Source organism: Streptomyces finlayi (assembly GCF_014216315.1).
Taxonomy (GTDB): domain Bacteria; phylum Actinomycetota; class Actinomycetes; order Streptomycetales; family Streptomycetaceae; genus Streptomyces; species Streptomyces finlayi_A.
The window spans coordinates 2,984,376-3,007,401 of record NZ_CP045702.1; the positions used below are offsets into that span (position 1 = coordinate 2,984,376).

General features: G+C 71.2%; 18 protein-coding genes and 1 pseudogene. 7 read left to right on the plus strand and 12 right to left on the minus strand.

The window, feature by feature from the left end; genetic code table 11:
* Positions 1–33: 33 nt before the first annotated feature.
* The 3 genes from F0344_RS13560 to F0344_RS13570 all read right to left on the minus strand — a co-directional run bounded on the left by F0344_RS13560 (position 34) and on the right by F0344_RS13570 (position 7,027).
* Positions 34–2,745, minus strand: coding sequence for a protein kinase (locus tag F0344_RS13560; RefSeq protein WP_185299042.1), 2,712 nt, complete (start codon positions 2,743–2,745; stop codon positions 34–36).
* 181 nt (positions 2,746–2,926) lie between these two features.
* On the minus strand, positions 2,927–4,882 hold the full coding sequence (locus tag F0344_RS13565) for a serine/threonine-protein kinase (RefSeq protein ID WP_185299043.1): 1,956 nt from the start codon (positions 4,880–4,882) through the stop codon (positions 2,927–2,929).
* Positions 4,883–5,320: 438 nt separating this feature from the next.
* Entirely contained in the window at positions 5,321–7,027 is a 1,707-nt protein-coding gene (locus F0344_RS13570) for a glycerol-3-phosphate dehydrogenase/oxidase (RefSeq protein ID WP_185299044.1), read from the minus strand.
* A 309-nt stretch (positions 7,028–7,336) separates the two neighbouring features.
* On the opposite strand from F0344_RS13570, the gene F0344_RS13575 reads away from it, so the two are divergent.
* Together F0344_RS13575 and F0344_RS13580 are read left to right on the plus strand one after the other, a co-directional pair.
* Entirely contained in the window at positions 7,337–8,599 is a 1,263-nt protein-coding gene (locus tag F0344_RS13575; RefSeq protein WP_185299045.1) for a nucleotide sugar dehydrogenase, read from the plus strand.
* A gap of 118 nt (positions 8,600–8,717) precedes the next feature.
* Positions 8,718–9,341: a hypothetical protein gene (locus F0344_RS13580; protein WP_185299046.1), complete on the plus strand. Its 624-nt coding sequence runs from the start codon at positions 8,718–8,720 to the stop codon at positions 9,339–9,341.
* 93 nt (positions 9,342–9,434) lie between these two features.
* Here the strand turns inward: F0344_RS13580 and F0344_RS13585 are convergent, their stop codons facing one another.
* The 4 genes from F0344_RS13585 to F0344_RS13600 all read right to left on the minus strand — a co-directional run bounded on the left by F0344_RS13585 (position 9,435) and on the right by F0344_RS13600 (position 13,770).
* The gene (locus F0344_RS13585; RefSeq protein WP_185299047.1) at positions 9,435–10,559 is read right to left on the minus strand and encodes a GuaB3 family IMP dehydrogenase-related protein; all 1,125 of its coding nucleotides are present in this window, start codon (positions 10,557–10,559) and stop codon (positions 9,435–9,437) included.
* 106 nt (positions 10,560–10,665) lie between these two features.
* The gene (guaB, locus tag F0344_RS13590; RefSeq protein ID WP_185299048.1) at positions 10,666–12,168 is read right to left on the minus strand and encodes an IMP dehydrogenase; all 1,503 of its coding nucleotides are present in this window, start codon (positions 12,166–12,168) and stop codon (positions 10,666–10,668) included.
* A gap of 128 nt (positions 12,169–12,296) precedes the next feature.
* The gene (locus F0344_RS13595) at positions 12,297–12,872 is read right to left on the minus strand and encodes a sigma-70 family RNA polymerase sigma factor (protein WP_056796454.1); all 576 of its coding nucleotides are present in this window, start codon (positions 12,870–12,872) and stop codon (positions 12,297–12,299) included.
* Between the two features lie 286 nt (positions 12,873–13,158).
* Positions 13,159–13,770, minus strand: a complete 612-nt coding sequence (locus F0344_RS13600) for a response regulator transcription factor (protein ID WP_003948568.1) — start codon at positions 13,768–13,770, stop codon at positions 13,159–13,161.
* Positions 13,771–14,190: 420 nt separating this feature from the next.
* Here F0344_RS13600 and F0344_RS13605 point away from each other — a divergent pair, with 420 nt between their 5' ends.
* Positions 14,191–14,520, plus strand: a complete 330-nt coding sequence (locus F0344_RS13605) for a WhiB family transcriptional regulator (protein WP_185299049.1) — start codon at positions 14,191–14,193, stop codon at positions 14,518–14,520.
* 95 nt (positions 14,521–14,615) lie between these two features.
* On the opposite strand, the gene F0344_RS13610 is transcribed toward F0344_RS13605, so the two are convergent.
* On the minus strand, positions 14,616–15,506 hold the full coding sequence (locus F0344_RS13610) for a LysR family transcriptional regulator (RefSeq protein WP_185299050.1): 891 nt from the start codon (positions 15,504–15,506) through the stop codon (positions 14,616–14,618).
* A gap of 81 nt (positions 15,507–15,587) precedes the next feature.
* On the opposite strand from F0344_RS13610, the gene F0344_RS13615 reads away from it, so the two are divergent.
* The 3 genes and pseudogenes from F0344_RS13615 to F0344_RS13625 all read left to right on the plus strand — a co-directional run.
* Entirely contained in the window at positions 15,588–16,256 is a 669-nt protein-coding gene (locus tag F0344_RS13615; protein ID WP_185299051.1) for an MOSC domain-containing protein, read from the plus strand.
* Between the two features lie 151 nt (positions 16,257–16,407).
* Positions 16,408–17,181, plus strand: a complete 774-nt coding sequence (locus F0344_RS13620; RefSeq protein ID WP_185299052.1) for an SDR family NAD(P)-dependent oxidoreductase — start codon at positions 16,408–16,410, stop codon at positions 17,179–17,181.
* 104 nt (positions 17,182–17,285) lie between these two features.
* Positions 17,286–17,651, plus strand: a pseudogene (locus F0344_RS13625) (NAD(P)-dependent oxidoreductase); the annotation flags it as partial.
* A gap of 85 nt (positions 17,652–17,736) precedes the next feature.
* Here the strand turns inward: F0344_RS13625 and groL are convergent.
* The 3 genes from groL to F0344_RS13640 form a co-directional block, all read right to left on the minus strand.
* Entirely contained in the window at positions 17,737–19,362 is a 1,626-nt protein-coding gene (groL, locus tag F0344_RS13630) for a chaperonin GroEL (protein ID WP_185299053.1), read from the minus strand.
* A gap of 101 nt (positions 19,363–19,463) precedes the next feature.
* Positions 19,464–19,772, minus strand: coding sequence for a co-chaperone GroES (groES, locus tag F0344_RS13635; protein ID WP_185299054.1), 309 nt, complete (start codon positions 19,770–19,772; stop codon positions 19,464–19,466).
* A 267-nt stretch (positions 19,773–20,039) separates the two neighbouring features.
* Positions 20,040–21,032: a polysaccharide deacetylase family protein gene (locus F0344_RS13640; RefSeq protein WP_374940088.1), complete on the minus strand. Its 993-nt coding sequence runs from the start codon at positions 21,030–21,032 to the stop codon at positions 20,040–20,042.
* A 115-nt stretch (positions 21,033–21,147) separates the two neighbouring features.
* Here F0344_RS13640 and F0344_RS13645 point away from each other — a divergent pair, with 115 nt between their 5' ends.
* The gene (locus F0344_RS13645) at positions 21,148–22,371 is read left to right on the plus strand and encodes a THUMP-like domain-containing protein (RefSeq protein ID WP_185302671.1); all 1,224 of its coding nucleotides are present in this window, start codon (positions 21,148–21,150) and stop codon (positions 22,369–22,371) included.
* On the opposite strand, the gene F0344_RS13650 is transcribed toward F0344_RS13645, so the two are convergent.
* Positions 22,334–23,005, minus strand: a complete 672-nt coding sequence (locus F0344_RS13650; protein ID WP_185299056.1) for a hypothetical protein — start codon at positions 23,003–23,005, stop codon at positions 22,334–22,336. The genes F0344_RS13645 and F0344_RS13650 overlap by 38 nt on opposite strands.
* Between the last annotated feature and the right edge of the window lie 21 nt (positions 23,006–23,026).

Consider the following 23,026-nt stretch of genomic DNA (forward strand, 5'->3'; position numbering starts at 1 on the left):
ATGCTTGGACCCCCGCCGGTGTGTGCCGACCGTTCAGGGTGCAACACGGTAGGAGGCGATGGCCTGTTCGTAGATCTCGGTGACGCGGTCGCGCTCGTTCTCCGGGCCGATGACCTGGACGGTGTGGTAGCGGCCGTCCACGATCATCACGAGGTTGCGGACGTACACCTCACGGCCGCCGCTCTCCTGCCAGGTGAACTGACCTTCCGCCATCACCTGTTGGCCGACGTCGATACGGCGCAGCCCCGTGGACGAGGACCAGCTGGACTCGCGGAACGGCTGGAGTTCGGGCTCCTTGTCGCGCTGGTAGTCGAGCGGATCGCCGCCGTTGACCTTGACCGTGTCCCGGCCGGGCACGATCAGCAGGCTGAATCCGTCGCTCCCGTAACGGACCTGACGGTCCGCGTTCGCCGGGCTGCGCCGCCAGTCCTTGGGCGTGCCGATCTCGAAGCCTTCCGCGTCCTTGCGGAGCACGTACCCCGGGGCGAGCGCGACGGCGGAGCGGCTGGTCTGCGGTTGCTGCGAACCGGCCGGTTCCGAGGCCTCGCCGGAAGGCGGCCGGCTGTCCGGCTCGCTCGGGGCGGCCGAACCGGACGGGGTGCCCCGGGTGCCGGTGTCCTCGTCCGGTCCGGTCTTCGGCATGAACATCAGGGCGTACGCGACGGCGGCGGCCATGGCGAACAGGATGAGCACCAGCAGCAGGCGTCCCAGCCGCCGGGGCGACTGCCCGTCGTCCCGGCGGGGCGAGGGCGTACGCAGCACCTTGGGGCCCTTGGGCTCACGGGGCAGCCGGGGCTCGCGCCGCGTCGTGTCGTAGCGCGGCTGCTCGTACCGCTGCTTCTGCTTCCCCTGCCGGTGCCGCCCGTGCGCGGAGCCGCCCGACCGGCCTCGGCGCCTGCGTACCAGCTCACCACGGCGGCGTACGACGGGCAGCCGGGTGTCGTCGGGCGACGGCAGGGTGACGACGTCGGTGCCCGCCTCGGGTTCGGGAGCCGAGCGGACGAGGGAACGCAGCCAGCCGCGCAGCTCTTCGAACTCGGGTCGCTCCGCGGGGTCCTGACGCAGCAGCGACTCGACGACCGGGCGCAGCGCGCCGCACTCCTCCGCGAAGGCGGGCGGTTCGCCGCACACCATCTGGACGAGTTCGGCCGCGTTCTCCTCGGGATACGGGGCGTGGCCCTGGACGGCGCGGTAGAGGAGCGCGCCGAGGGCCCACAGGTCGGTGGAGGGGCCGATGGGCGGGGCGAGCTGCCAGTTCTCGTGGACCGGGCCCGCCTGTTCGGGGGCCCAGCGCTCGGTGACCGCGCCGACGACGGCGATCCGGGCCTGGCGTGCGCGTTCGGCGGCCAGCGGCGTCGCGGGGCCCCGGTAGGCGGGCGCGCTGCTGCCGCTGCCCGCGACGACCTCCTCCCAGCTTCCCAAGGGTGCGCCCCCGGGGAGCGGCCGGCGTTCCTGGGGGTTGCCGTGGCCGGGCCCCTGGGCCCCACCGAGGCGGCGGGAGTCGGCGCGCAGCGAGTCCTCGCCGGAGCCGCCCGCGGGCACGGGACGGCCGGAACCGGGGCCGTCGTCCCAGGTGCCGGCCAGATGCACCCGCCGGCCGGGCGGCTCGTCCCGGCCGCCGTCCCGGCCGCCGTCCCCGCCCCTGTCGCCGTCGTCTTCGTCGTCGTCCTCGTCGTCGTACGGGTCCTCGGCCGTGGAGCTCCAGGCTCCGGGCAGCAGCGGCCGTTCGGCCGGGGGCCGTCGGCCCGGCAGGGCGTCCCGCCCGTCCTCTTCGCCGCCCTGCTCCTCGCCGACCCGGCCGGCCGCACGCGCGCCCGCGCGGTACGCCGCGATGGCTCCGGCGCGCGCGGCACGCAGCTGGGCGGCGCTCCCGGCGCCGGGCTCGGCGACAGGGGCGGGAACAGGCACGGCGGGGTGCGCGGGGCGGGGTACGAGCTCCTGGCCGTCGGCCGCGCTCGGCGCCGGCCCGAAGGGCGGGGCGTCGAGCGCGGCGGGCGGGCGGGAGGCCGGCACCCCGGCGGCGGGCCGCGGGCGGTACGGGTCCGTGGCGGGGCCTGCGGGCGGCACGTAGGGGCCGGTGGGACCGGACTCGACCGCCGGGGCCGCGTAGCCGTCCTCGTCGTCCGTACGCGGCGCCGGAACGTACCCGCAGAGCGCTTCCTCGGCCGCCCCGGCGGCCAGGCCGGTCAGCACGACGCGGCCGTCGTCGCAGATCAGCACCGTGCGCACGGTGATGTTGCGGTGGGTCCAGCCGTGCGCGTGGAGCACGGCCAGGGCCGTCAGCACGTCGGAGCCGATCTCGGCGGCCCGGTACGGGTTGAGCGGTCGCTCCGCGAGCAGCGCCGCGAGCGGGCGGGCCTCGACCAGTTCGCTCACGATCCAGAGCGACCCCTCCTCGGCGAACACGTCGAAGACCTGGTCGAGCCGGGGGTGGTCGGGGACCTGGGCGGCTGCCTGCGCCGCCTCGATCGCGCGCCGTACCGCGGGGTCCGTGGACCTGCGCACCGTGCGGCCGGTGGCGAGCCTGGCGGCGGGGGGCGGCCCGTCCGCGCGGAAGGCGCGCGGGTCCCGGCCGTCGTCGAGCACCTCGGCCTCGACGACCTCCGGCAACGGCACCTGCCGCACCAGGACTTCCTGGCCGCTGTATGTGTCGAACGCCCGGGTCTCGACCAGTTCGTACGCGTCGGACGGGGGCAGCGGAAGGCGGTAGCGGTCGGCAAGCACCCGACCCGCATAGTCGTCCACGACGCCTCCCCAGAGCGCGCTGTCCCCCGGTCACCGAGTGTGCATGAAGCCGTCAATCATGGTCACTTGCCGTGCAATTGACCCGTCGTTCCGGCTGCCTACGGTCCTCGGCCTCTCACGATACGTGTCAAGTCGCCGCCGCGCGGCCGGGTCACCGCAACCCGGCCGTTCCGCGGCTCCGTCAGTCGGTCGGCCGGAAGGTGGCGAACGCCGTCTCGCGGAGGGTGCGGCACTGCTTGCCGTTCCATTCGCCCGCCTTGCAGCTGATCATGATCGAGTAGCCGTGCGTGGCGTCGGCCTTGAAGCCCCGGTTCAGTATCCGGATGCGCTGCCCCTCCTGGTTCCGCTCGAACTTCCAGTCGGCGACCGTGGGATAGCCGTTGTACTCGACCGTTTCGATGCCGAGGTGCCTGTAGCCGTCGCTGAGGGCCTTGGTACCCGCGACCGCTCCCGCCCACGCGGCGGCGGCGTCGTCCCCGGGCGAACCGTTGTAGTCGACCTGGACGCGGGGGAAGCCGCCGTCGACGGCGTATATCTGACCGGAGTTGCGGCCCGCGATCTTGTAGGGCGTGAAGTCCTCGGGCATCGCCATGACGAAGTGGAACCGCTTGTCGGTGACCCGCTCGTACCCGGCGGGCAGCGCGTCGGCGGGGTCCGGCTTGTCGGTCTCCGGGTCCTTGGATGGCTTGTCGGAGGGCTTGTCGGAGGGCTTGTCGGACGGCTTGTCCGTGCCCTTCTCCTCACCGTTCTTCCCGCTCTCGTCCGTGCCCTTGCCCGAGGCGTCGGTGCCGCCCCCGGCGGCTCCCGCCGACGCGGACGGGTCACCCCCGGCGGAGCCGCCGCCCTGCGGGTCCTCGTCGCCGCCGAGGCTGAACGCGAGGACCGTGCCGACGACGGCGAGTACGACGATGCCCGCGATGACGGCCAGCGTGCGGCGCGGCACCACGTCGGTGAGCGAGGCCCGGTTCCGGGTGGTGGGTGAACCCGCGGGACGCTGCGGAGGCACGCCGGCGGCCGAAGCCGTCGCGGTGGCCGCCGCGGGTCCCGCCTTGGCGTTGCGCACGGAGCGCAGTGCGCCGCGCAGCCGCTCCCGGGTGCCGTCGCCGGAGCCCCCGGACGCTCCGGCCGTGACCGGCGCGGACTTGCCGGCAGGCTTCGGGACTGATCTCGCCTGGACCTTGGGCGCCCGCTTCGGCGGCGCCCCGGCGGCCGCCGCCGCGACCTCGGCGTCCGTGGGCAGCGCCATGATCTGCGTGTCGTCGGCGGGCGGGGGAACGGGCTGCTCGGGCGTGTTGATCACGTCGTTGAGCAGAGCGCGCGCTCCGGCGTCGTCGAGCCGCTGCTCGGGGTCCCTGACCAGCAGGCCGTAGATGACCTCCTCCAGCGGCCCCGCGTTCCTGGGCGGGTCGAGCGGTTCGGTCATGACCGCGGTCAGGGTGGCGATCGCCGACCCCTTGTCGTAGGGCGGGCAGCCCTCGACGCTCGCGTACAGCAGTCCACCGAGCGACCACAGGTCGGCGGGCGGTCCCGGCTTGTGCCCCCGGGCGCGCTCCGGCGAGATGTACGAGGGCGCGCCGACGAGCATGCCCGTCGAGGTGACGGACGGGTCGCCCTCGACCTGGGCGATGCCGAAGTCGGTCAGTACGACGCGGCCGTCCTCGGAGATCAACACGTTCGACGGCTTCACGTCGCGGTGCAGAATGCCCTCGCGGTGCGCCTGGCGCAGCACGTCGAGGATGGCGAGGCCCACCTCGGCCGCGCGCTTCGGCGTCAGCGTCCCGTCCTCACGGATCGCCTCGGCGAGGGACTTGCCCTCGATGAGTTCCATGACGATCCACGGCCGGTCGTCCTCCTCGACGACGTCGTAGACCGTCACCGCGCCGTTGTTACGGATCCTGGCGATCGCCTTCGCCTCACGCAGGGTGCGCGTGATCAGCCGACGCTTCTCGTCCTCGTCGATGGCCGAGGGGAAACGCAGTTCCTTGACCGCCACCGTGCGGCCCAGCGTCTCGTCGACGGCGCGCCAGACCGTGCCCATTCCGCCCCGGCCGAGCACCTCCCCGAGGCGGTAGCGCCCCGCGAGAAGACGGTCTTCCTTGTCCCGTTGGGGCTCCCGTGCCTGCTCCGCCTCCGACATGCGTCCCCTCTGCGATCAACCCGCCCTGGCAGAGCGTTCATTGTCTCTCACCCCGGGACCGGTCCCGGTGCCGGGTCCGGCCGGTGAGCGTGCCCAGCGAATCACACCTGGGTCCCGTAGCCTCCCGCCTCCCCCGGCTCACCGTCCGGAACGGCGGCCCGCAGCGGCGCCGTGGGCCCGCAACAGCACCTACCCGTCACACGACTTCTACGCATCGGGCGTCCCGCCCGTCCGGCCGGGACGCCAACCCGGGCCCGGCGAGACAACGCTGACCCGCTAGGTCCTGTCTGGAGTTCCAGCGCGGGAGAAGGAGCGGCGTCCGGTGCCGTCGAATCCAAGGCGGAGGAGGGAGCGATGGCGGAGCCCTCGCGACTGACGACAACGCCGGAGGCGGCGGTGCCGGACGCCGCGACGCCGCGGGGGAACTCCAGACAGGACCTAGATCGGCACGATGTCCGGCGCCCCCAGCCGGGCCGCGTCGGCCGTCTGGTCGTCCGGCTGGCGCTGGGACTCCCGTTCCGCCTCCACCCTCTTCTCGTAGTGCTCGACCTCCCGGTCGATCCGGCCGCTGTCCCAGCCCAGCACCGGCGCCATCAGCTCGGCACAGAGCCGTGCGCTGCGGGTGCCCCGGTCGAAGGTCTCGATGGAGATGCGGGTGCGCCGGGTCAGTACGTCGTCCAGGTGGCGGGCCCCTTCGTGCGAGGCGGCGTAGACGATCTCCGCGCGCAGGTAGTCGTCAGCGGCCGGCAGTGGTTCGCCCAGGGACGGATCGGCCGCGATCAGATCGAGGAGTTCGTCGGTCAGCGAGCCGTAGCGGTTGAGGAGATGCTCCAGCCTGGCCACATGCAGACCGGTCCGGGCCGCGATCCTGGCCCGCGCGTTCCACAGGGCCCGGTACCCCTCGGCGCCCAGCAGCGGAATGTCCTCGGTGACACAGGCCGCCACCCGCTGGTCGAGCCCGTGCACCGCCTCGTCCACCGCGTCCTTCGCCATCACCCGGTACGTCGTGTACTTGCCGCCCGCGACGACGACGAGACCGGGCAGGGGGTGCGCCACCGTGTGCTCGCGCGACAGCTTGCTCGTGGCGTCCGACTCCCCTGCCAGCAAAGGCCGCAGACCCGCGTAGACGCCCTGTACGTCGTCCCTGGTCAGGGGCGTGGCCAGTACCGAGTTCACATGCTCCAGCAGATAGTCGATATCGGCGCTGGACGCGGCCGGGTGCGTCTTGTCCAGGTCCCATTCGGTGTCCGTCGTGCCGACGATCCAGTGCCGGCCCCAGGGGATGACGAACAGCACGGACTTCTCGGTCCGCAGGATCAGCCCGGTCGAGGAGTGGATGCGGTCCTTCGGTACGACCAGATGGATGCCCTTGGAGGCGCGGACGTGGAACTGTCCGCGCTCGCCGATCAGCGCCTGGGTGTCGTCCGTCCACACCCCGGTCGCGTTCACCACCTGTTTGGCCCTGACCTCGTAGACGCCGCCGGCCTCGACGTCCTCCACCCGGGCGCCCACGACCCGTTCCCCCTCACGGAGGAATCCGATGACCCGCGCCCGGTTCGCCACGTGTGCGCCGTAGATGGCTGCGGTGCGCACCAGCGTGGCCACGTAGCGGGCGTCGTCCATCTGGGCGTCGTAGTACTGCAGCGCCCCGACCAGGGCGTCCTTCTTCAGTGCGGGAGCGACCCGCAGAGCCTGGCGGCGGGAGAGATGGCGGTGGGTGGGCAGCCCGCGGCCGTGTCCCGAGGACACGGACATCGCGTCGTAGAGAGCGACGCCCGAGCCCGCGTACAGCCGCTCCCAGCCCTTGTGCCGCAGGGGGTAGAGGAACGGCACCGGCTTCACCAGATGCGGCGCCAGCCGTTCCAGCAGCAGCCCGCGTTCCTTGAGCGCCTCCCGCACCAGCGCGAAGTCGAGCATCTCCAGATAGCGCAGACCGCCGTGGACCAGCTTGCTCGACCTGCTCGACGTGCCGGACGCCCAGTCGCGCGCTTCGACCAGTCCCGTCGAGAGTCCCCTGGTGGCCGCGTCCAGTGCGGTCCCGGCGCCGACCACGCCCGCCCCCACGACCAGCACGTCCAACTCGCGCTCGGCCATCGCGGCGAGCGCCTCGGCACGCTCGGCGGGTCCCAGTGTCGCTGTCCTCACTGCTGCCTCCCGGTAGATCGGGTGTCCGGCACGTGCTGCGGGTCGGCGCGATGCCGGCCGACTGTGCCCACGACTCGATTCTGTCCGCGGACCGCGACTTCAGCCACCGCCTGTGGACAACACCCGGCGACTGGCGTCACACAATGCGACATATAGGTCATATTTACGCTTAGTCTGACATTGCGCTGTCCCCAGCAGTTGCGCTTTCCGGCCTCATGGTCTTCGGGCGCGTCGCGTCCGCCCCTGATCCACCGGACAGACCCCGGCCATGATCCGCCGGACAGGCCCTAGGGAAGGACGACCCTCCACATGCCCGCAGACCTCGCTGTCATCGGACTCGGTCATCTCGGCCTGCCCCTCGCCCAAGCCGCCGCGGCAGCGGGCATCCAGACCGTCGGCTACGACACCGATCCCCGGCCCTTCACCGAACTCTCCGCGGGCCGCAGCCCCGTCGAGGGCTCACTCAGCGCCCCGGACATCCGCCGGATGCTCTCCGGAGGATTCCGCCCCACCACCAACCCGGCCGAACTGGGCCGGGTCCGTACCGCCGTCATCTGCGCCCCCACCCCTCTCGGCGCGGACCGCACCCTGGACCTCGGCGCCCTCGGCGAAGCGGCCCGAGCGCTGGCCGCCCGGCTGCGCCCGCACACCACCGTGCTGCTCGAGTCCGCCGTACCCCCCGGCACCACGGAGAACTTCCTGCGGCCCCTCCTGGAAGAGGGCTCGGGGCTGCGCGCCGGACGCGACTTCCACCTCGCCTACTCCCCCAGCCGTCTCGACCCGGGCAGCCGCACCCACCTCTACTCCAACACCCCGAAGGTGATCGGCGGCCTCACCCCGGCATGCACCGAGTCGGCCGCCGCGTTCTACGGCCGGCTCACCGACAAGGTCGTCCGGGCCCGCGGGCCGCGCGAGGCCGAGATGACCAAGGTCCTGGAGACCAACTTCCGGCACGTCAACATCGCTCTGGTCAACGAGATGGCCGTGCTCTGCCACGACCTCGGTGTCGACTTCTGGGACGTCATCAGGTGCGCCGAGACGAAGCCCTTCGGTTTCCAGCCCTTCCGCCCCGGCCCCGGGGTCGGCGGACACGGCACCCCGGTGGACCCCGGCTGCCTCCCGTACAGCAGCCGCACTCCGGGCCACCCGTTGCGCATGGTCTCGCTCGCCCAGGAGATCAACGACCGGATGCCCCAGTACGTGATCCAGCGCTGCGCCACCCTCCTCAACGAACACGGCAAGTCCGCCCGGGGCGCCCGCGTGCTGCTCCTCGGAGTCACGTACAAGCCGGATCTCGCCGACCAGGAGGCGTCCCCCGCCCGGGAGATCGCGGGCCGGCTGATGGACATGGGCGCACAGGTCGGCTACCACGACCCGCACGTGCTGGACTGGCGCGTACGCGAACTGCCCGTCCCCCGCGCCGACTCGCTCTACGAGGCCGCCGCCGCCGCCGATCTGACGGTGCTTCTCCAGCACCACCGCACGTACGACCTCCAGGGCCTCGCGGTGAAGGCCCAACTCCTCCTGGACACCCGGGGAGCGACCCCGGCGGGAGCCGCGCACCGGCTCTGAAGCCACCGTCCGCCCAATTCCCGCAAGGGATTTCGGTGGGCGTTGTCCGAGCGGACTGCTAGCCTGCGGCTTCACTTCTCGCACAGTCGTACGCTTCCGTCCCAGGGGGACATCCACCATGAGCCAGCCCGTGCCGCCGAACCAGCCGCAGCAGCCCTACGGCGGCCAGCCGTCCGAGGGCAACCCGTACGCCGCCCAGCAGCCGGCCCCGTCCGCGCCGACCGGCAACCCGTACGGCGCGCAGCAGACTCCGCCCGGCGCGCCGACCGGCAACCCCTTCGCGGGCGAGCAGCAGCCCGGCCAGTTCGGCGGCGGCGCCCCGTTCGCCCCGGCTCCGCCGGCCCGGAACAACCTCGGCCTCGGCATCCTGACGGCGGTCGGCACCGCCATCGTCGCGGCCGTCCTGTACGGCGTCCTCGCCGGCTCCATCGAGCGCGAGGTCGGCTACGCGGCGGTCGGCGTCGGCTTCCTGATCGGCTTCGCGGCCGCCAAGGTCGGCGGCAGCAGCCCGGTCGTCATCGGCGCCAGCGCCGTCTTCGCCATCGGCGCCGTCTACCTCGGCCAGCTCGTCGGCATGTCGATGATCCTGTCCGACGCCTCCGGCCTGTCGTTCAGCGAGGTCTTCTTCGACCACTTCGGTGACGTGACCAAGATCTGGAAGGAAGAGGCCGACTTCATGACGTACCTCTTCCTCGCCCTCGGTCCGATCGCCGCGTTCGGTGGCGCCCGCAAGGCCGACTAGTCGCCGCGCGGAACGCAGGACGGGAGGGCCCGGACCACGGCTGTACAGCTGTGGTCCGGGCCCTCCCGTCCTGTCCGGATGTCCGGAGCGGGATCAGCGGCGGTGCTGCGAGTCCGCCACCGTCACCTCGACGCGCTGGAACTCCTTGAGGTCGCTGTAGCCCGTGGTGGCCATCGCGCGGCGCAGGGCGCCGAAGATGTTCATCGAGCCGTCAGGGGTGTGCGAGGGGCCCATGAGGACCTCCTCCGTCGTCCCGACGGAGCCCAGGTCCACCAGCTTGCCGCGCGGCACGTCCTCGTGGACGGCCTCCATGCCCCAGTGGCGGCCACGGCCGGGCGCGTCCGTCGCACGGGCCAGCGGGGAGCCCATCATCACGGCGTCCGCGCCGCAGGCGACGGCCTTCGGGATGTCGCCGGACCAGCCGACGCCACCGTCAGCGATCACGTGCACGTACCGGCCGCCCGACTCGTCCATGTAGTCGCGACGGGCCCCGGCCACATCGGCGACCGCGGTCGCCATCGGGACCTGGATGCCGAAGACGTTGCGCGTGGTGTGCGCCGCGCCGCCGCCGAAGCCGACGAGGACACCGGCCGCGCCGGTGCGCATCAGGTGGAGCGCAGCGGTGTACGTGGCGCAGCCGCCGACGATCACCGGGACGTCCAGCTCGTAGATGAACTGCTTCAGGTTCAGCGGTTCGGCCGCGCCCGAGACGTGCTCGGCGGAGACCGTCGTACCGCGGATGACGAAGATGTCGACACCCGCGTCGACGACCGCCTTGGAGAACTGGGCGGTGCGCTGCGGGGAGAGCGCGGCGGCGGTGACGACACCGGAGTCTCGCACCTCCTTGAGGCGCTGCCCGATCAGCTCCTCCTGGATGGGAGCGGAGTAGATCTCCTGGAGCCGGCGGGTCGCCGACTCGACGGGCATCTCCGCGATCTCGTCGAGGAGCGGCTGCGGGTCGGCGTGCCGGGTCCACAGCCCTTCCAGGTTGAGGACGCCCAGGCCGCCGAGCTCGCCGATCCTGATGGCGTGCTGCGGGGACACCACGGAGTCCATGGGGGCGGCCAGGAACGGCAGCTCGAACCGGTAGGCATCGATCTGCCAGGCGATCGAGACCTCCTTCGGGTCCCGCGTACGACGGCTCGGTACGACGGCGATGTCGTCGAATGCGTACGCCCGGCGGCCGCGCTTGCCGCGCCCGATCTCGATCTCAGTCACGATGGTGTGGCCTTTCCCTCTACGTCTGCCATGCCAGTATCCCCGACACACGTCGGAGGGGCGGCCCCGGGAACCTCCCGGGGCCGCCCCTCGGGCGACGGTGCGGCTACTTCCTGCTGTAGTTCGGCGCCTCGACGGTCATCTGGATGTCGTGCGGATGGCTCTCCTTGAGGCCCGCCGACGTGATCCGTACGAAACGGCCGTTGTTCTGGAGCTCCGGCACCGTCCGGCCGCCGACGTAGAACATCGACTGGCGCAGACCGCCGGTGAGCTGGTGGACGACCGCCGAGAGCGGACCCCGGTACGGCACCTGACCCTCGATGCCCTCGGGGACCAGCTTCTCGTCGGAGGCGACGCCCTCCTGGAAGTAACGGTCCTTCGAGAACGACTTGCGCTCGCCCCGGGTCTGCATCGCGGCGAGCGAACCCATGCCGCGGTACGACTTGAACTGCTTGCCGTTGATGAAGAGCAGCTCCCCCGGCGACTCCTCGCAGCCCGCGAGCAGCGAACCGAGCATCACGGTGTCGGCGCCGGCGACGAGTGCCTTGGCGATGTCGCCGGAGTACTGGAGACCGCCGTCACCGATCACCGGGACACCGGCCGCCTTGGCGGCGAGGGACGCCTCGTAGATCGCGGTGACCTGCGGGACGCCGATGCCCGCGACCACCCGGGTGGTGCAGATGGAACCGGGGCCGACACCGACCTTGATGCCGTCGACGCCCGCGTCGATCAGGGCCTGGGCGCCGTCACGGGTGGCGATGTTGCCGCCGATGACGTCGACCGAGGCGTTCGACTTGATCTTGGCGACCATGTCGCCGACGAGCCGGGAGTGGCCGTGGGCGGTGTCGACGACGATGAAGTCGACGCCGGCCTCGACGAGTGCCTGGGCCCGCTCGTAGGCGTCGCCCGCGACACCGACGGCGGCGCCGACCAGCAGCCGGCCTTCCTTGTCCTTGGCGGCGTTCGGGTACTTCTCGGCCTTGACGAAGTCCTTGACCGTGATGAGGCCCTTGAGGAGCCCGCGGTCGTCGACCAGCGGAAGCTTCTCGATCTTGTGGCGGCGCAGCAGCTCCATGGCGTCCACGCCGGAGATCCCGACCTTGCCCGTGACCAGCGGCATGGGCGTCATGACCTCGCGCACCTGCCGCGTGCGGTCCGGCTCGAAGGCCATGTCACGGTTGGTGACGATGCCGAGGAGCTTGCCCGCCGCGTCGGTGACCGGGACACCGCTGATGCGGAACTTGCCGCAGAGGTCGTTGGCCTCCTGCAGCGTCGCGTCCGGGTGCACCGTGATGGGGTCGGTGACCATGCCGGACTCGGAGCGCTTCACCAGGTCGACCTGGTTGGCCTGGTCGGCGATGGAGAGATTGCGGTGCAGCACGCCCGCGCCGCCCTGACGCGCCATGGCGATGGCCATGCGCGCCTCGGTGACCTTGTCCATCGCCGCGGAGAGCAGCGGGATGTTCACGCGGACGTTCTTCGAGATGTACGAGGAAGTGTCGATCTGATCGGGCGCCATGTCGGACGCGCCCGGCAGCAGCAGCACGTCGTCGTATGTCAGCCCGAGCGTCGCGAACTTCTCGGGCACTCCGTCGACGTTTGCAGTCATGACACCTTCCCCAAATGGCCTTGATCGGTGCGGATGTCCATGCTAACGGGCTTCCGGGGCGTCTCATCCCACGATCAAGATCGGTAAGCGGTTCTGTGCGTTCCTACGTGACCGCGAGCGGGACGCGTCTACTGTCCGGCGAGTGCGCGCAGCCTGCTCAGCGCCCGGTGCTGGGCGACACGGACAGCACCCGGGGACATCCCCAGCATCTGCCCGGTCTCCTCGGCCGTCAGCCCGACGGCGACCCGCAGGACCAGCAGCTCGCGCTGGTTCTCCGGCAGATTGGCCAGGAGCTTCTTGGCCCAGGCGGCGTCGCTGCTGAGCAGGGCCCGTTCTTCCGGGCCGAGTGAGTCGTCGGGCCGCTCCGGCATCTCGTCGGAGGGCACGGCCGTCGATCCGGGGTGCCGCATCGCGGCACGCTGGAGGTCGGCGACCTTGTGGCCCGCGATGGCGAAGACGAAGGCTTCGAAGGGCCTGCCGGTGTCCTTGTACCGCGGCAGCGCCATCAGCACCGCGACACAGACCTCCTGCGCCAGGTCCTCCACGAAGTGACGGGCATCACCGGGCAGCCGGTTCAGCCGGGACCTGCAGTAGCGCAGCGCGAGGGGATGGACATGGGCCAGCAGATCGTGGGTGGCCTGCGCGTCGCCGTCGACGGCACGGTGCACCAGAGCACCGATCACCGTTGTCTCGTCGTCGCGCATCGAACCATGGTGCCTTGACGCTGCCGGATCCGCGGCACCGCGTCCTGAGTTGTGCACCGAAGCGTTATGAGCGGGTGCGCCGGGTGTCATGTCCTGCGCCCTCCCCTTCCGCTCGACCGAATCGTTCCCGAGGAACTCCACGTCTCAAGGATGCGGCATCGGCCGGGAAGCGTCACACAGCGCTGGTCGGAGGGGCCTGACACCGGCCTCGCCGCCGACCGTCCCCGTCACCCCGCCCGCGGTGGCGCGGACGGGGGCGGCTTCGACCACCGGCCGTGGCCCGGCGTCAGCGGACCAGGCCCCACCGGAAGCCGAGCGCCACGGCGTGTGCGCGGTCCGAGGCACCGAGCTTCTTGAAGAGGCGCCTCGCGTGCGTCTTCACGGTGTCCTCCGAGAGGAAGAGCTCGCGCCCGATCTCCGCGTTGGAGCGGCCGTGGCTCATGCCTTCGAGCACCTGGATCTCACGCGCGGTGAGCGTCGGCGCGGCGCCCATCTCGGCGGACCGGAGCCGGCGCGGGGCGAGCCGCCAGGTCGGATCGGCCAGGGCCTGCGTCACCGTGGCCCGCAGTTCGGCGCGCGAGGCGTCCTTGTGCAGATAGCCGCGGGCACCGGCGGCGACCGCGAGCGCGACACCGTCCAGGTCCTCGGCGACGGTCAGCATGATGATCCGGGCACCCGGGTCGGCGGAGAGCAGCCGCCGGACCGTCTCCACACCCCCCAGACCGGGCATGCGTACGTCCATCAGAATCAGATCCGAACGATCGGCCCCCCACCGGCGGAGAACTTCCTCGCCGTTGGCCGCCGTTGTCACACGCTCGACGCCGGGCACGGTGGCAACCGCGCGGCGGAGCGCTTCTCGGGCAAGTGGGGAGTCGTCGCAGACGAGGACGGATGTCATGACCGTCCTCCGCAGCTGATGCGCGTCACCTTGAGCCTCCAGGCTGATACAAGTCGTCACCTGTGCGGTTGACCCCCTCGGACATCTGCCCGAGCTCGTTCTTCGTCAACCGCCTCCGCACTCTCAACGATGGTCACTCGAAAGAGTTACGGGTCGGAACGTCGAGTTCGGCACTCTACGTGAGGGGTCGCATACGGAGGAGAGCGGCGCAGATCATCCAGGCGTCAACCGAAACTTCACCCGAAGGCATGCACCATTTAGCCGATTTTCTTCCCTTTTGCTGGTGTCTGTGGCTAGATTCGCAATCAGTCATATTTACATCTACTAACACCGTAGATGTACGGTCGGGACTGCGGTCACCGACGATCCACAACGGTCGAATGCCGTTTCCGACTCAGCACGGTTTCGAGGGGACAAGCAATGGCAGATTTCTCCCGCCTTCCCGGACCCAATGCCGATCTGTGGGACTGGCAGCTGCTGGCCGCCTGCCGAGGGGTCGACAGTTCACTCTTCTTCCACCCGGAGGGTGAGCGCGGGGCGGCTCGGAGCGCCCGCGAGGCCTCGGCGAAAGAGGTGTGCATGCGCTGCCCGGTACGGGCCGAGTGCGCGGCACACGCACTGGCGGTACGCGAGCCCTACGGAGTGTGGGGCGGCCTGACCGAGGACGAGCGCGAAGAGCTCATGGGCCGGGCACGCAACCGGCTGATCACGGCGGCCCACTCGGACGGAGCCGGCCCGGGACGCGCCTGACACCGACACCCTCCACCCAGGCAGAGAAACGTTTCTTCATCGCTTCCCCCATGCACCCGCCGAGGCGGGCAGCCCCGGCGGACCCGGAGCCCGCCTCAGCGCTCGGCGGCCCGGGACAGCTCGTCCAGGGTGGCCGCCACCGCGGGAACCTGGGCCAGGTCCGGAAGGGTCAGCGCGACGATCTCGCGTTCGATGGCCGGTTCGACCGTGACGGTACGGGCGCCCTTCGGGCGTACGGACTCGATGGCCAGCTCCGGCAGGACGGCCACCCCGAGGCCGGCCCCCACCAGTCCGATCACCGCCGGGTAGTCGTCGGTGGCGAAATCGATCCGGGGAGTGAAGCCGGACGCCTCGCAGACCTCCACGAGCTGGCGGCGGCAGCGCGGGCAGCCCGCGATCCACGGCTCGTCGGCGAGTTCCTCGATGCCCACCGCCTCCGCGTCCGCCAGCCGGTGCCCCTCGGGGACCAGCCCGATCAGCCGGTCGGTCAGCAGGGGGCGTACGACCAGGTCGTCCCACTCGCCGCCGGACGCCCCGTAACGGAACGCCAGCGCGATGTCGCAGTCGCCGTCCCGGAGCATGTCGACCGAGCGGGGCGGCTCCGCCTCGACGAGCGAGACCCGGGTGCCCGGATGGGCGGCACGCAGGGCCGCGAGTGCGCCCGGGACGAGGGTGGAACTGCCGCTGGGGAACGAGACGAGCCGGACCCGGCCCGCACGCAGTCCGGCGATCGCGGCGACCTCCTCCTCGGCTGCGGTCAGGCCGGCGAGGATGCCGGACGCATGGCGCACGAGGGCCTCGCCCGCCTGGGTCAGTCTCATCTCACGGCCCGTACGGATGAGCAGCGTGGTGCCCGCCGATGCCTCCAGTGCCTTCATCTGCTGGCTGACCGCGGGCTGGGTGCAGCCCAGTTCGCGCGCGGCTGCGGAGAACGATCCGGTTGTCGACACGGCGCGCAGGACTCGGAGATGGCGGGCTTCGATCACCCCTCCACCATAAGCGATTCTTGGAGAAGTTGCGGATAATCGACCTGCGACTTTGGGTGACGACTCGCTAGCGTGTACGCCATGAAGCTACTGACCGTGAATGTGGGCCGCCCCAGGGCGTCCGAGCACACCAATGGCCCCGGGGGCGTCACCGGGATCGGCAAGCACCCGGCAGACGGCCCCGTGCACGTCTCGGATCCGGGTCCCAAGGGAACCGGCGGCAGCGGTCTGGCGGGGGACGTGGTGTGCGATCTGCGACATCACGGGGGCACGGACCAGGCGGTGTACGCCTTCGCGCGCGAGGAACTCGACGCCTGGGAGACGGTGCTGGACCGGGACGTGGCCAACGGCGCGTTCGGCGAGAACCTCACGACCCGGGGCATCGAGGTGAGCGGGGCCAGGATCGGGGAACGCTGGCGGATCGGCTCGGATCTCGTCCTGGAGGTCACCACGGGCCGCATTCCCTGCCGTACGTTCGCGGGCCATCTCGGCGAGAAGGGCTGGGTCAGGCGGTTCACCGAGGCGGCCGCACCCGGAGCGTATCTGCGGGTCGTCGAGCCGGGGGCGATACGCGCCGGGGACCCGGTCGAGATCGTGCACCGGCCGGACCACGACGTCACCGTGTCCCTGGTGTTCCGGGCCCTCACGACCGAGCGGACCCTGCTGTCCCAGCTGCTCGCCGCGGGGGACGCGCTGCACCCGGAAGCCCTGCGCGACGCACGGGCGTACATGGAGAAGCACGGGGTCTGACGGCCGTCGGCCCGTCGGGGGCGGCTCAGGGGGCGGTCGGGGGTCAGCCCCATGCCCTGACGGCCCCCCGGAACGGGCCGGTCCGTGGTGGCCGACAAGGGACAGCGGGCGGGTCGTCCGCCCTCGCACGCCGGGCACTAACGTGCCGCCTATGACGACAGCACTGATTACGGGCGCGACGGCGGGAATCGGGGCCGCTTTCGCGCGGCGGCTCGCGGGCGAGGGACACAACCTGGTCCTGGTGGCACGTGACACCGAGCGGCTGCGGGTCCAGGCCACCGAACTGCACGACCGGCACGGCATCGAGGCCGAGGTCCTGACCGCGGACCTCTCCGAGGACAAGGGGATCGCGGCGGTCGAGGCCCGGCTCGGGGACCGCCACCAGTCGGTCGACCTCCTGGTCAACAACGCCGGATTCGGCAACAAGGGGCGCTATCTGGAGGTCTCCATGGCGGATGAGCTGACGATGCTCAAGGTGCACTGCGAGGCGGTGCTGCGGCTGACGTCCGCCGCCGCGGCCGGGATGAAGGAGCGGGGGCGCGGCGGAGTGATCAACGTGGCGTCCGTGGCGGCGTTCGTGCCGCGCGGGACGTACGGGGCCTCCAAGGCGTGGGTCGTGCAGTTCACCCAGGGAGCGGCCAAGGACCTGTCCGGTTCGGGCGTACGGCTGATGGCGCTGTGCCCCGGGTTCGTGCGGACGGAGTTCCACAAGCGGGCCGGGATGGGCACGGACAGCATCCCGGGCTGGATGTGGCTCGACGCGGACAAGCTGGTGACGAGCGCGCTCGCCGACCTGGCGCGCGGCCGGACGGTGTCGGTTCCGGACGCCCGGTACAAGGCGCTGATGGGCCTGGTGAAGGTGGCGCCTCGCGGACTGCTCGGAGGGGTCACCTCCAGGACGGGTCGCAAGTACGGCCCTCAGTAGCCCGGTCGAGCCCGGCCCCCGCGGGCCGGACCTTCACGGGCGCCCAGTTCGGGGCGGTGGCGGGCGGCGGTCGCTTGCCGGAGCAGTCCCTGCCGCCACCGCCCGTCCACGCTCCCCAGTTGCCCGAGACCCGTCACCTCATCGGGGCGGAGCAGCTGGCGCTGATGCCTGCGGGGGCGACGCTGGTCAACACGGCGCGCGGTTCGCTGGTCGACGAGGACGCTCTGATCCCGGAGCTGGTGAGCGGGCGGCTGCACGCGGTGCTGGATGTGACGGAGCCCGAACTGCCCGTGGCGGACTCGCCGTTGTACGACCTGCCGAACGTCCTGCTCACGCCGCATATCGCGGGCTCACTGGGCAACGAGCTGCACCGCATGGCGGACCAGGCGCTGGACGAGCTGGAACGCTTCGCCGAGGGCCGTCCGTTCGCGGACCCCGTGACCGCGGCGGTCCTGGACCACTCGGCCTGATCCCCGGCGCTCCACCCCGGAACGCACTGAGGTCCGGTACCCCCGCGACGGGGGTACCGGACCTCAGTGGTGTGCCGGGCGCGTACTAGTGGGAGTGGCCGTGGCCGCCGTGACCGGAGTCGCCCTCGTCGTCCGCCGGCTTCTCGACGACCAGGGTCTCGGTCGTGAGCAGCAGCGACGCGATCGACGCGGCGTTCTCCAGGGCGGAGCGGGTGACCTTGACCGGGTCGATGACGCCGGCCTTCACCAGGTCGCCGTACTCGCCGGTCGCGGCGTTGAAGCCCTGGCCCTTGTCGAGCTCGGCGACCTTGGAGGTGATGACGTAACCCTCCAGGCCGGCGTTCTCGGCGATCCAGCGCAGCGGCTCGACGGCGGCGCGGCGCACGACCGCGACACCGGTGGCCTCGTCGCCGGTCTTGCCGAGGTCGCCCTCGAGGACCTTGACGGCGTGGACCAGAGCGGAGCCACCACCGGAGACGATGCCTTCCTCGACCGCGGCGCGGGTCGCGGAGATGGCGTCCTCCAGACGGTGCTTCTTCTCCTTGAGCTCCACCTCGGTGGCAGCACCGACGCGGATCACACACACGCCACCGGCCAGCTTCGCGAGGCGCTCCTGGAGCTTCTCGCGGTCCCAGTCGGAGTCCGTGGACTCGATCTCGGCCTTGATCTGGTTGACGCGGCCCTTGACGTCGGCGGAGTCGCCGCCGCCGTCGACGATGGTCGTGTCGTCCTTGGAGACGGTGACGCGACGGGCGGTGCCCAGCACGTCGAGACCGGCGCCGTCGAGCTTGAGGCCGACCTCTTCGGCGATGACGGTCGCACCGGTGAGGGTGGCGATGTCGCCGAGCATGGCCTTGCGGCGGTCACCGAAGCCCGGGGCCTTCACCGCGACGGCGTTGAAGGTGCCACGGATCTTGTTGACGACCAGGGTCGACAGGGCTTCGCCCTCGACGTCCTCGGCGATGATCAGGAGCGGCTTGGAGGCGCCGGCCTGGATGACCTTCTCCAGGAGCGGGAGCAGCTCCTGGATGGAGCCGATCTTGCCCTGGTGGATCAGGATGTACGGGTCGTCGAGGACGGCCTCCATACGCTCCTGGTCGGTCACCATGTACGGGGACAGGTAGCCCTTGTCGAAGGCCATGCCCTCGGTGAACTCGAGGTCCAGACCGAAGGTGTTGGACTCCTCGACGGTGATGACACCGTCCTTGCCGACCTTGTCCATCGCGTCCGCGATGAGCTCGCCGACCTGCGTGTCCTGCGCGGAGAGCGCGGCCACGGCGGCGATGTCGGACTTGTCCTCGATCGGGCGGGCGGTCGCGAGGAGCTCCTCGGACACGGCCTTGACCGCGGCGTCGATGCCCTTCTTCAGGGCGGCCGGGGAGGCGCCCGCCGCGACGTTGCGCAGACCCTCGCGGACGAGCGCCTGGGCCAGGACGGTGGCGGTGGTGGTGCCGTCACCCGCTACGTCGTTGGTCTTGGTCGCCACCTCCTTCACCAGCTGGGCACCGAGGTTCTCGAACGGGTCGTCGAGCTCGACCTCGCGCGCGATGGTGACACCGTCGTTGGTGATGGTGGGAGCGCCGAACTTCTTGTCGATGACGACGTTGCGGCCCTTGGGGCCGATCGTCACCTTCACCGTGTCGGCAAGCTTGTTGACGCCGCGCTCAAGGGCGCGACGGGCGTCCTCGTCGAACTTCAGAATCTTCGCCATGGGCTGTTACCTGTCCTCTCAAAACGAACTGCGCCCCTGACCGCCCGGCTAGTTATTTCGCAGGGGGCCAGGGGCGCAGAACAGAAACAAACGTGGGTGAATTACTTCTCGACGATCGCGAGCACGTCACGAGCCGAGAGGACGAGGTACTCCTCGCCGTTGTACTTCACCTCGGTGCCGCCGTACTTGCTGTACAGAACGACATCGCCGGTCTTGACGTCGAGCGGAAGGCGCTCGCCGTTCTCGAAGCGGCCCGGGCCAACGGCAAGGACGACGCCCTCCTGGGGCTTCTCCTTGGCGGTGTCGGGAATGACCAGGCCGGAGGCCGTGGTCTGCTCGGCGTCGAGCGGCTGGACCACAATGCGGTCCTCGAGCGGCTTGATCGCAACCTTGGTGCTGGTGGTCGACACGATCCGGTCTCCCCCTTCGGAGATCTCACGGGGTTTAACAGTCTGTGGGGTGGCGACCAGGTGGATCCGTCGTCGCGGGTGCCGGACCTGCCCTGTCGCACGGTGGTGCTGGCACTCTCCAGTGGGGAGTGCCAGCACTGACACTATGACCGCGATTAGCACTCGGTCAAGCGGAGTGCCAATTCAGCACCCCCGCGTGGCGAAATCCGCGGGACGGAACCACTGACCGGCGACCCGCCTCCCGTGACCGGTGACCCGCCTCCCGGCTCAGACGTAGTCCTCCAGCCTGGCGACCGCGTACCCCTTGTCCGTGACCGTCTTCATCACCCGCCGGATCATGTCGGGCATGGAACCCTTCCAGTCCCCGGGCCCCCTGAAGTGGGTGAGGATGATGTCGCCGGGGTGCAGATCGCGGTCCCACTCGCGCCATTCCATGTGGTCCGGGAACGCCTCGGAGGCCCACAGCGGCACGGCCTTGATGCCGCAGGACTTGGCGATGCGCAGGGTGTCGCCGTTGTAGTTGCCGTACGGCGGCCGGAAGAGCGTGGGCCGTTTCCCGAACTCCTTCGCCATCCTGTCCTGCTGGCCGCAGATCTCCCGCTTCTGCTCGGCGTACGACAGTCCGGGCATATAGCGGTGGTTCAGCGTGTGGTTGCTGAGGGTGACGCCGCGGGCCTTCATCTTCCTGAAGTAGCCGTAGTCCTCCTTCACCACGTAGTCGCTGAGGAAGGCGCTGTACGGGATGTCCAGTTCCGTCATCATCCGCAGCAGCGCGGGGTCCTTCTCCGCCCCGTCGTCCATCGTCAGGAAGACGATGCGTTCCTTCGTCGGCACGGTCGTGAAGACGGGCGGCAGCGTCTCACCGCCGGTGACCTCGAAACCCTTGCGCGTGGTGATGCGCGGCTTGACGGCCGGTGGTTCCGGGGCGGCCAGCGGGACCTTCGCCAGCCGCCACTTCTTGGCCGCCGCGACCTGTTTCCTGGCCGCCGCGACCCGTGCGGCCTGCTTCCGCCGCACCTCCCCGGCGTACGCGGAGAGCGCGTCAGGAGGGGCAGCCTTCAGCAGAGGCGGCCCCTCCTGACGCGGCTTCAGCAGGGGCGGCCCCTCCTGACCGGGGGCGGGCGGCGCAGGGCGCTTCCCCCCTGTGGCGCTGTCCGTGCCTTCGGCCGCGCACCCGGAGGCGAGAGCGGCGGCGAGAAGGGTGACCAAGGTCGTACAGACCGGACCGCGGGCGAGGCGGCGCGGCCCGTGCCGCTTCATGGCGGATTCTTCCTTTTGTCGTACTAGTTGCATGGCGCCGCATCCTGCCAGTGCCCGCACGGGTCCTCCGCCCGACACCGCCGCCCGGCCCGCCCGGTCCCCCGGCTGGCTCACAATGGGCCGGGTGAACGCTCTCCCCACGCCCGACGGACCCGACCCCCTCGCCGGCTTCCACGCCCTGCTCTCCCCCGAGGGCACCGCGCTCCTGGCCGAACTGCGCGACCACGACCCCGCCCGGGAACTGGCCACCGCGACCCGCCTGCGGCGCGGCCACCCGGCCGACCTGGTGTCGGCGGCCCTGGGGCAGGCCCGGCTGCGGCAGCGGGCGGTGGCCAAGTTCGGCGCCGAGGACGCGCACCGGATGTTCTTCACGCCCAACGGCGTGGAACAGGCCACCCGCACCTCGGTCGCCGCGTACCGGGCCCAGCGGTTCGCGGGCCTCGGGGTGCGGAGCGTGGCGGATCTCTGCTGCGGGATCGGCGGCGACGCGATCGCCCTCGCCCGCGCCGGCATCACGGTGCTGGCCGTGGACCGTGACCCGCTGACCGCCGAGGTCGCCCGCGCCAACGCCGCGGCTCTCGGCCTGGAGGCGCTGATCGAGGTGCGGTGCGCCGATGTCACCGAGATCGACACCGCTCCGTACGACGCGGTCTTCGTCGACCCGGCCCGGCGCGGCGGGCGCGGCCGGATCTTCGACCCGGAGGCGTACTCACCCCCGCTGTCCTGGGCGACCGCGGCCGCGCTGAGGGCCCCCCGCGCCGCACTGAAGATCGCCCCCGGTGTCCCGCACGAGGCGATCGGACCGCAGGCCGAGGCCGAGTGGATCTCTGACAACGGCGACGTGAAGGAGGCGGTGCTCTGGTACGGGGACGGCTTCGCACCCGGCTCGTTCCGCTCGACACTGCTGCCGACGGGCGCCACCCTGACGGCCGCGGCCCCGCTGCCCGCCCCGCCCGTCGGACCCGTCGGCCGCTATCTGTACGAACCCGACGGCGCCGTCATCCGCGCCCATCTGGTGGCCGACATCGTGGACCGGTGCCACGGCCGGCTGTTCGACGAGATGATCGCGTACGTCACGAGCGACGAGCTGTACGACTCCCCGTACACGACGGCGTACGAGATCACCGATCAACTGCCCTTCAACATGAAGAAGCTCAAGGCCCTGCTGCGGGAGCGGGAGGTCGGCGTGCTGACCGTGAAGAAGCGCGGCTCCGCCGTCGAGCCGGAGGAACTGCGCCGCAAGATGAAACTCCGGGGCCCCAGCGCGGCGACCGTGTTCCTGACCCGGGTGGCGGACGCGCCTACGATGCTGGTCGGTCAGCCCCTGAAGCGTCCCTGACGGGCTCGCGTGCGTGCGTCCCGACGAGCACCCTGAGCACCCAGCGGCGGTGCGCGAACGCCTTGACGACACCGATCAGGCCGGTCAGCCAGCAGATGAGGCCGAGCCCCATGAACAGGGAGACCTCCCCGTACGTCTCCTCGCCCGCCTCCGCGCCCGCCGGGACGACCACGCACACGTACAGGCCGAGGGCGCACAGCGCGAAGGAGGTCAGCATCCAGAGGAGGCTGACACCGGGAACCCGCAGCCTCGGGTCACCTGCCGGATCGCGGTCCAGCGCGCCCCACTGGAGGAGCAGCCGGCGGACCTGCCGGTCCCGGGCGAGCCCGACGGCGACGAAGGTGACCGGCGGCACCAGCAGACAGGCGCCGAGGACGAGACCGACCAGGCCCAGCATCCCCGCGAAGGGATCGCTGGGCTCCTCGAACGAGACGATCGCCCCGCCCACGAACGACCAGCCGAGGGCCGCCAGCATCCCCCACAGCCACAGCATGGCGAGCCCCGCGTGGCCCACGTGGATTCTGACCAGCTCGCCGAGCACCACCGCCCGGTCGGCGAGCATGGCCTGCCGGTCGGGCCAGGAGCGCAGCTCCACGGGCGGCGGGGGCGGAGGCAGGGGCGAACGGCGTGACATGCCCCAGACACTACCGACCCG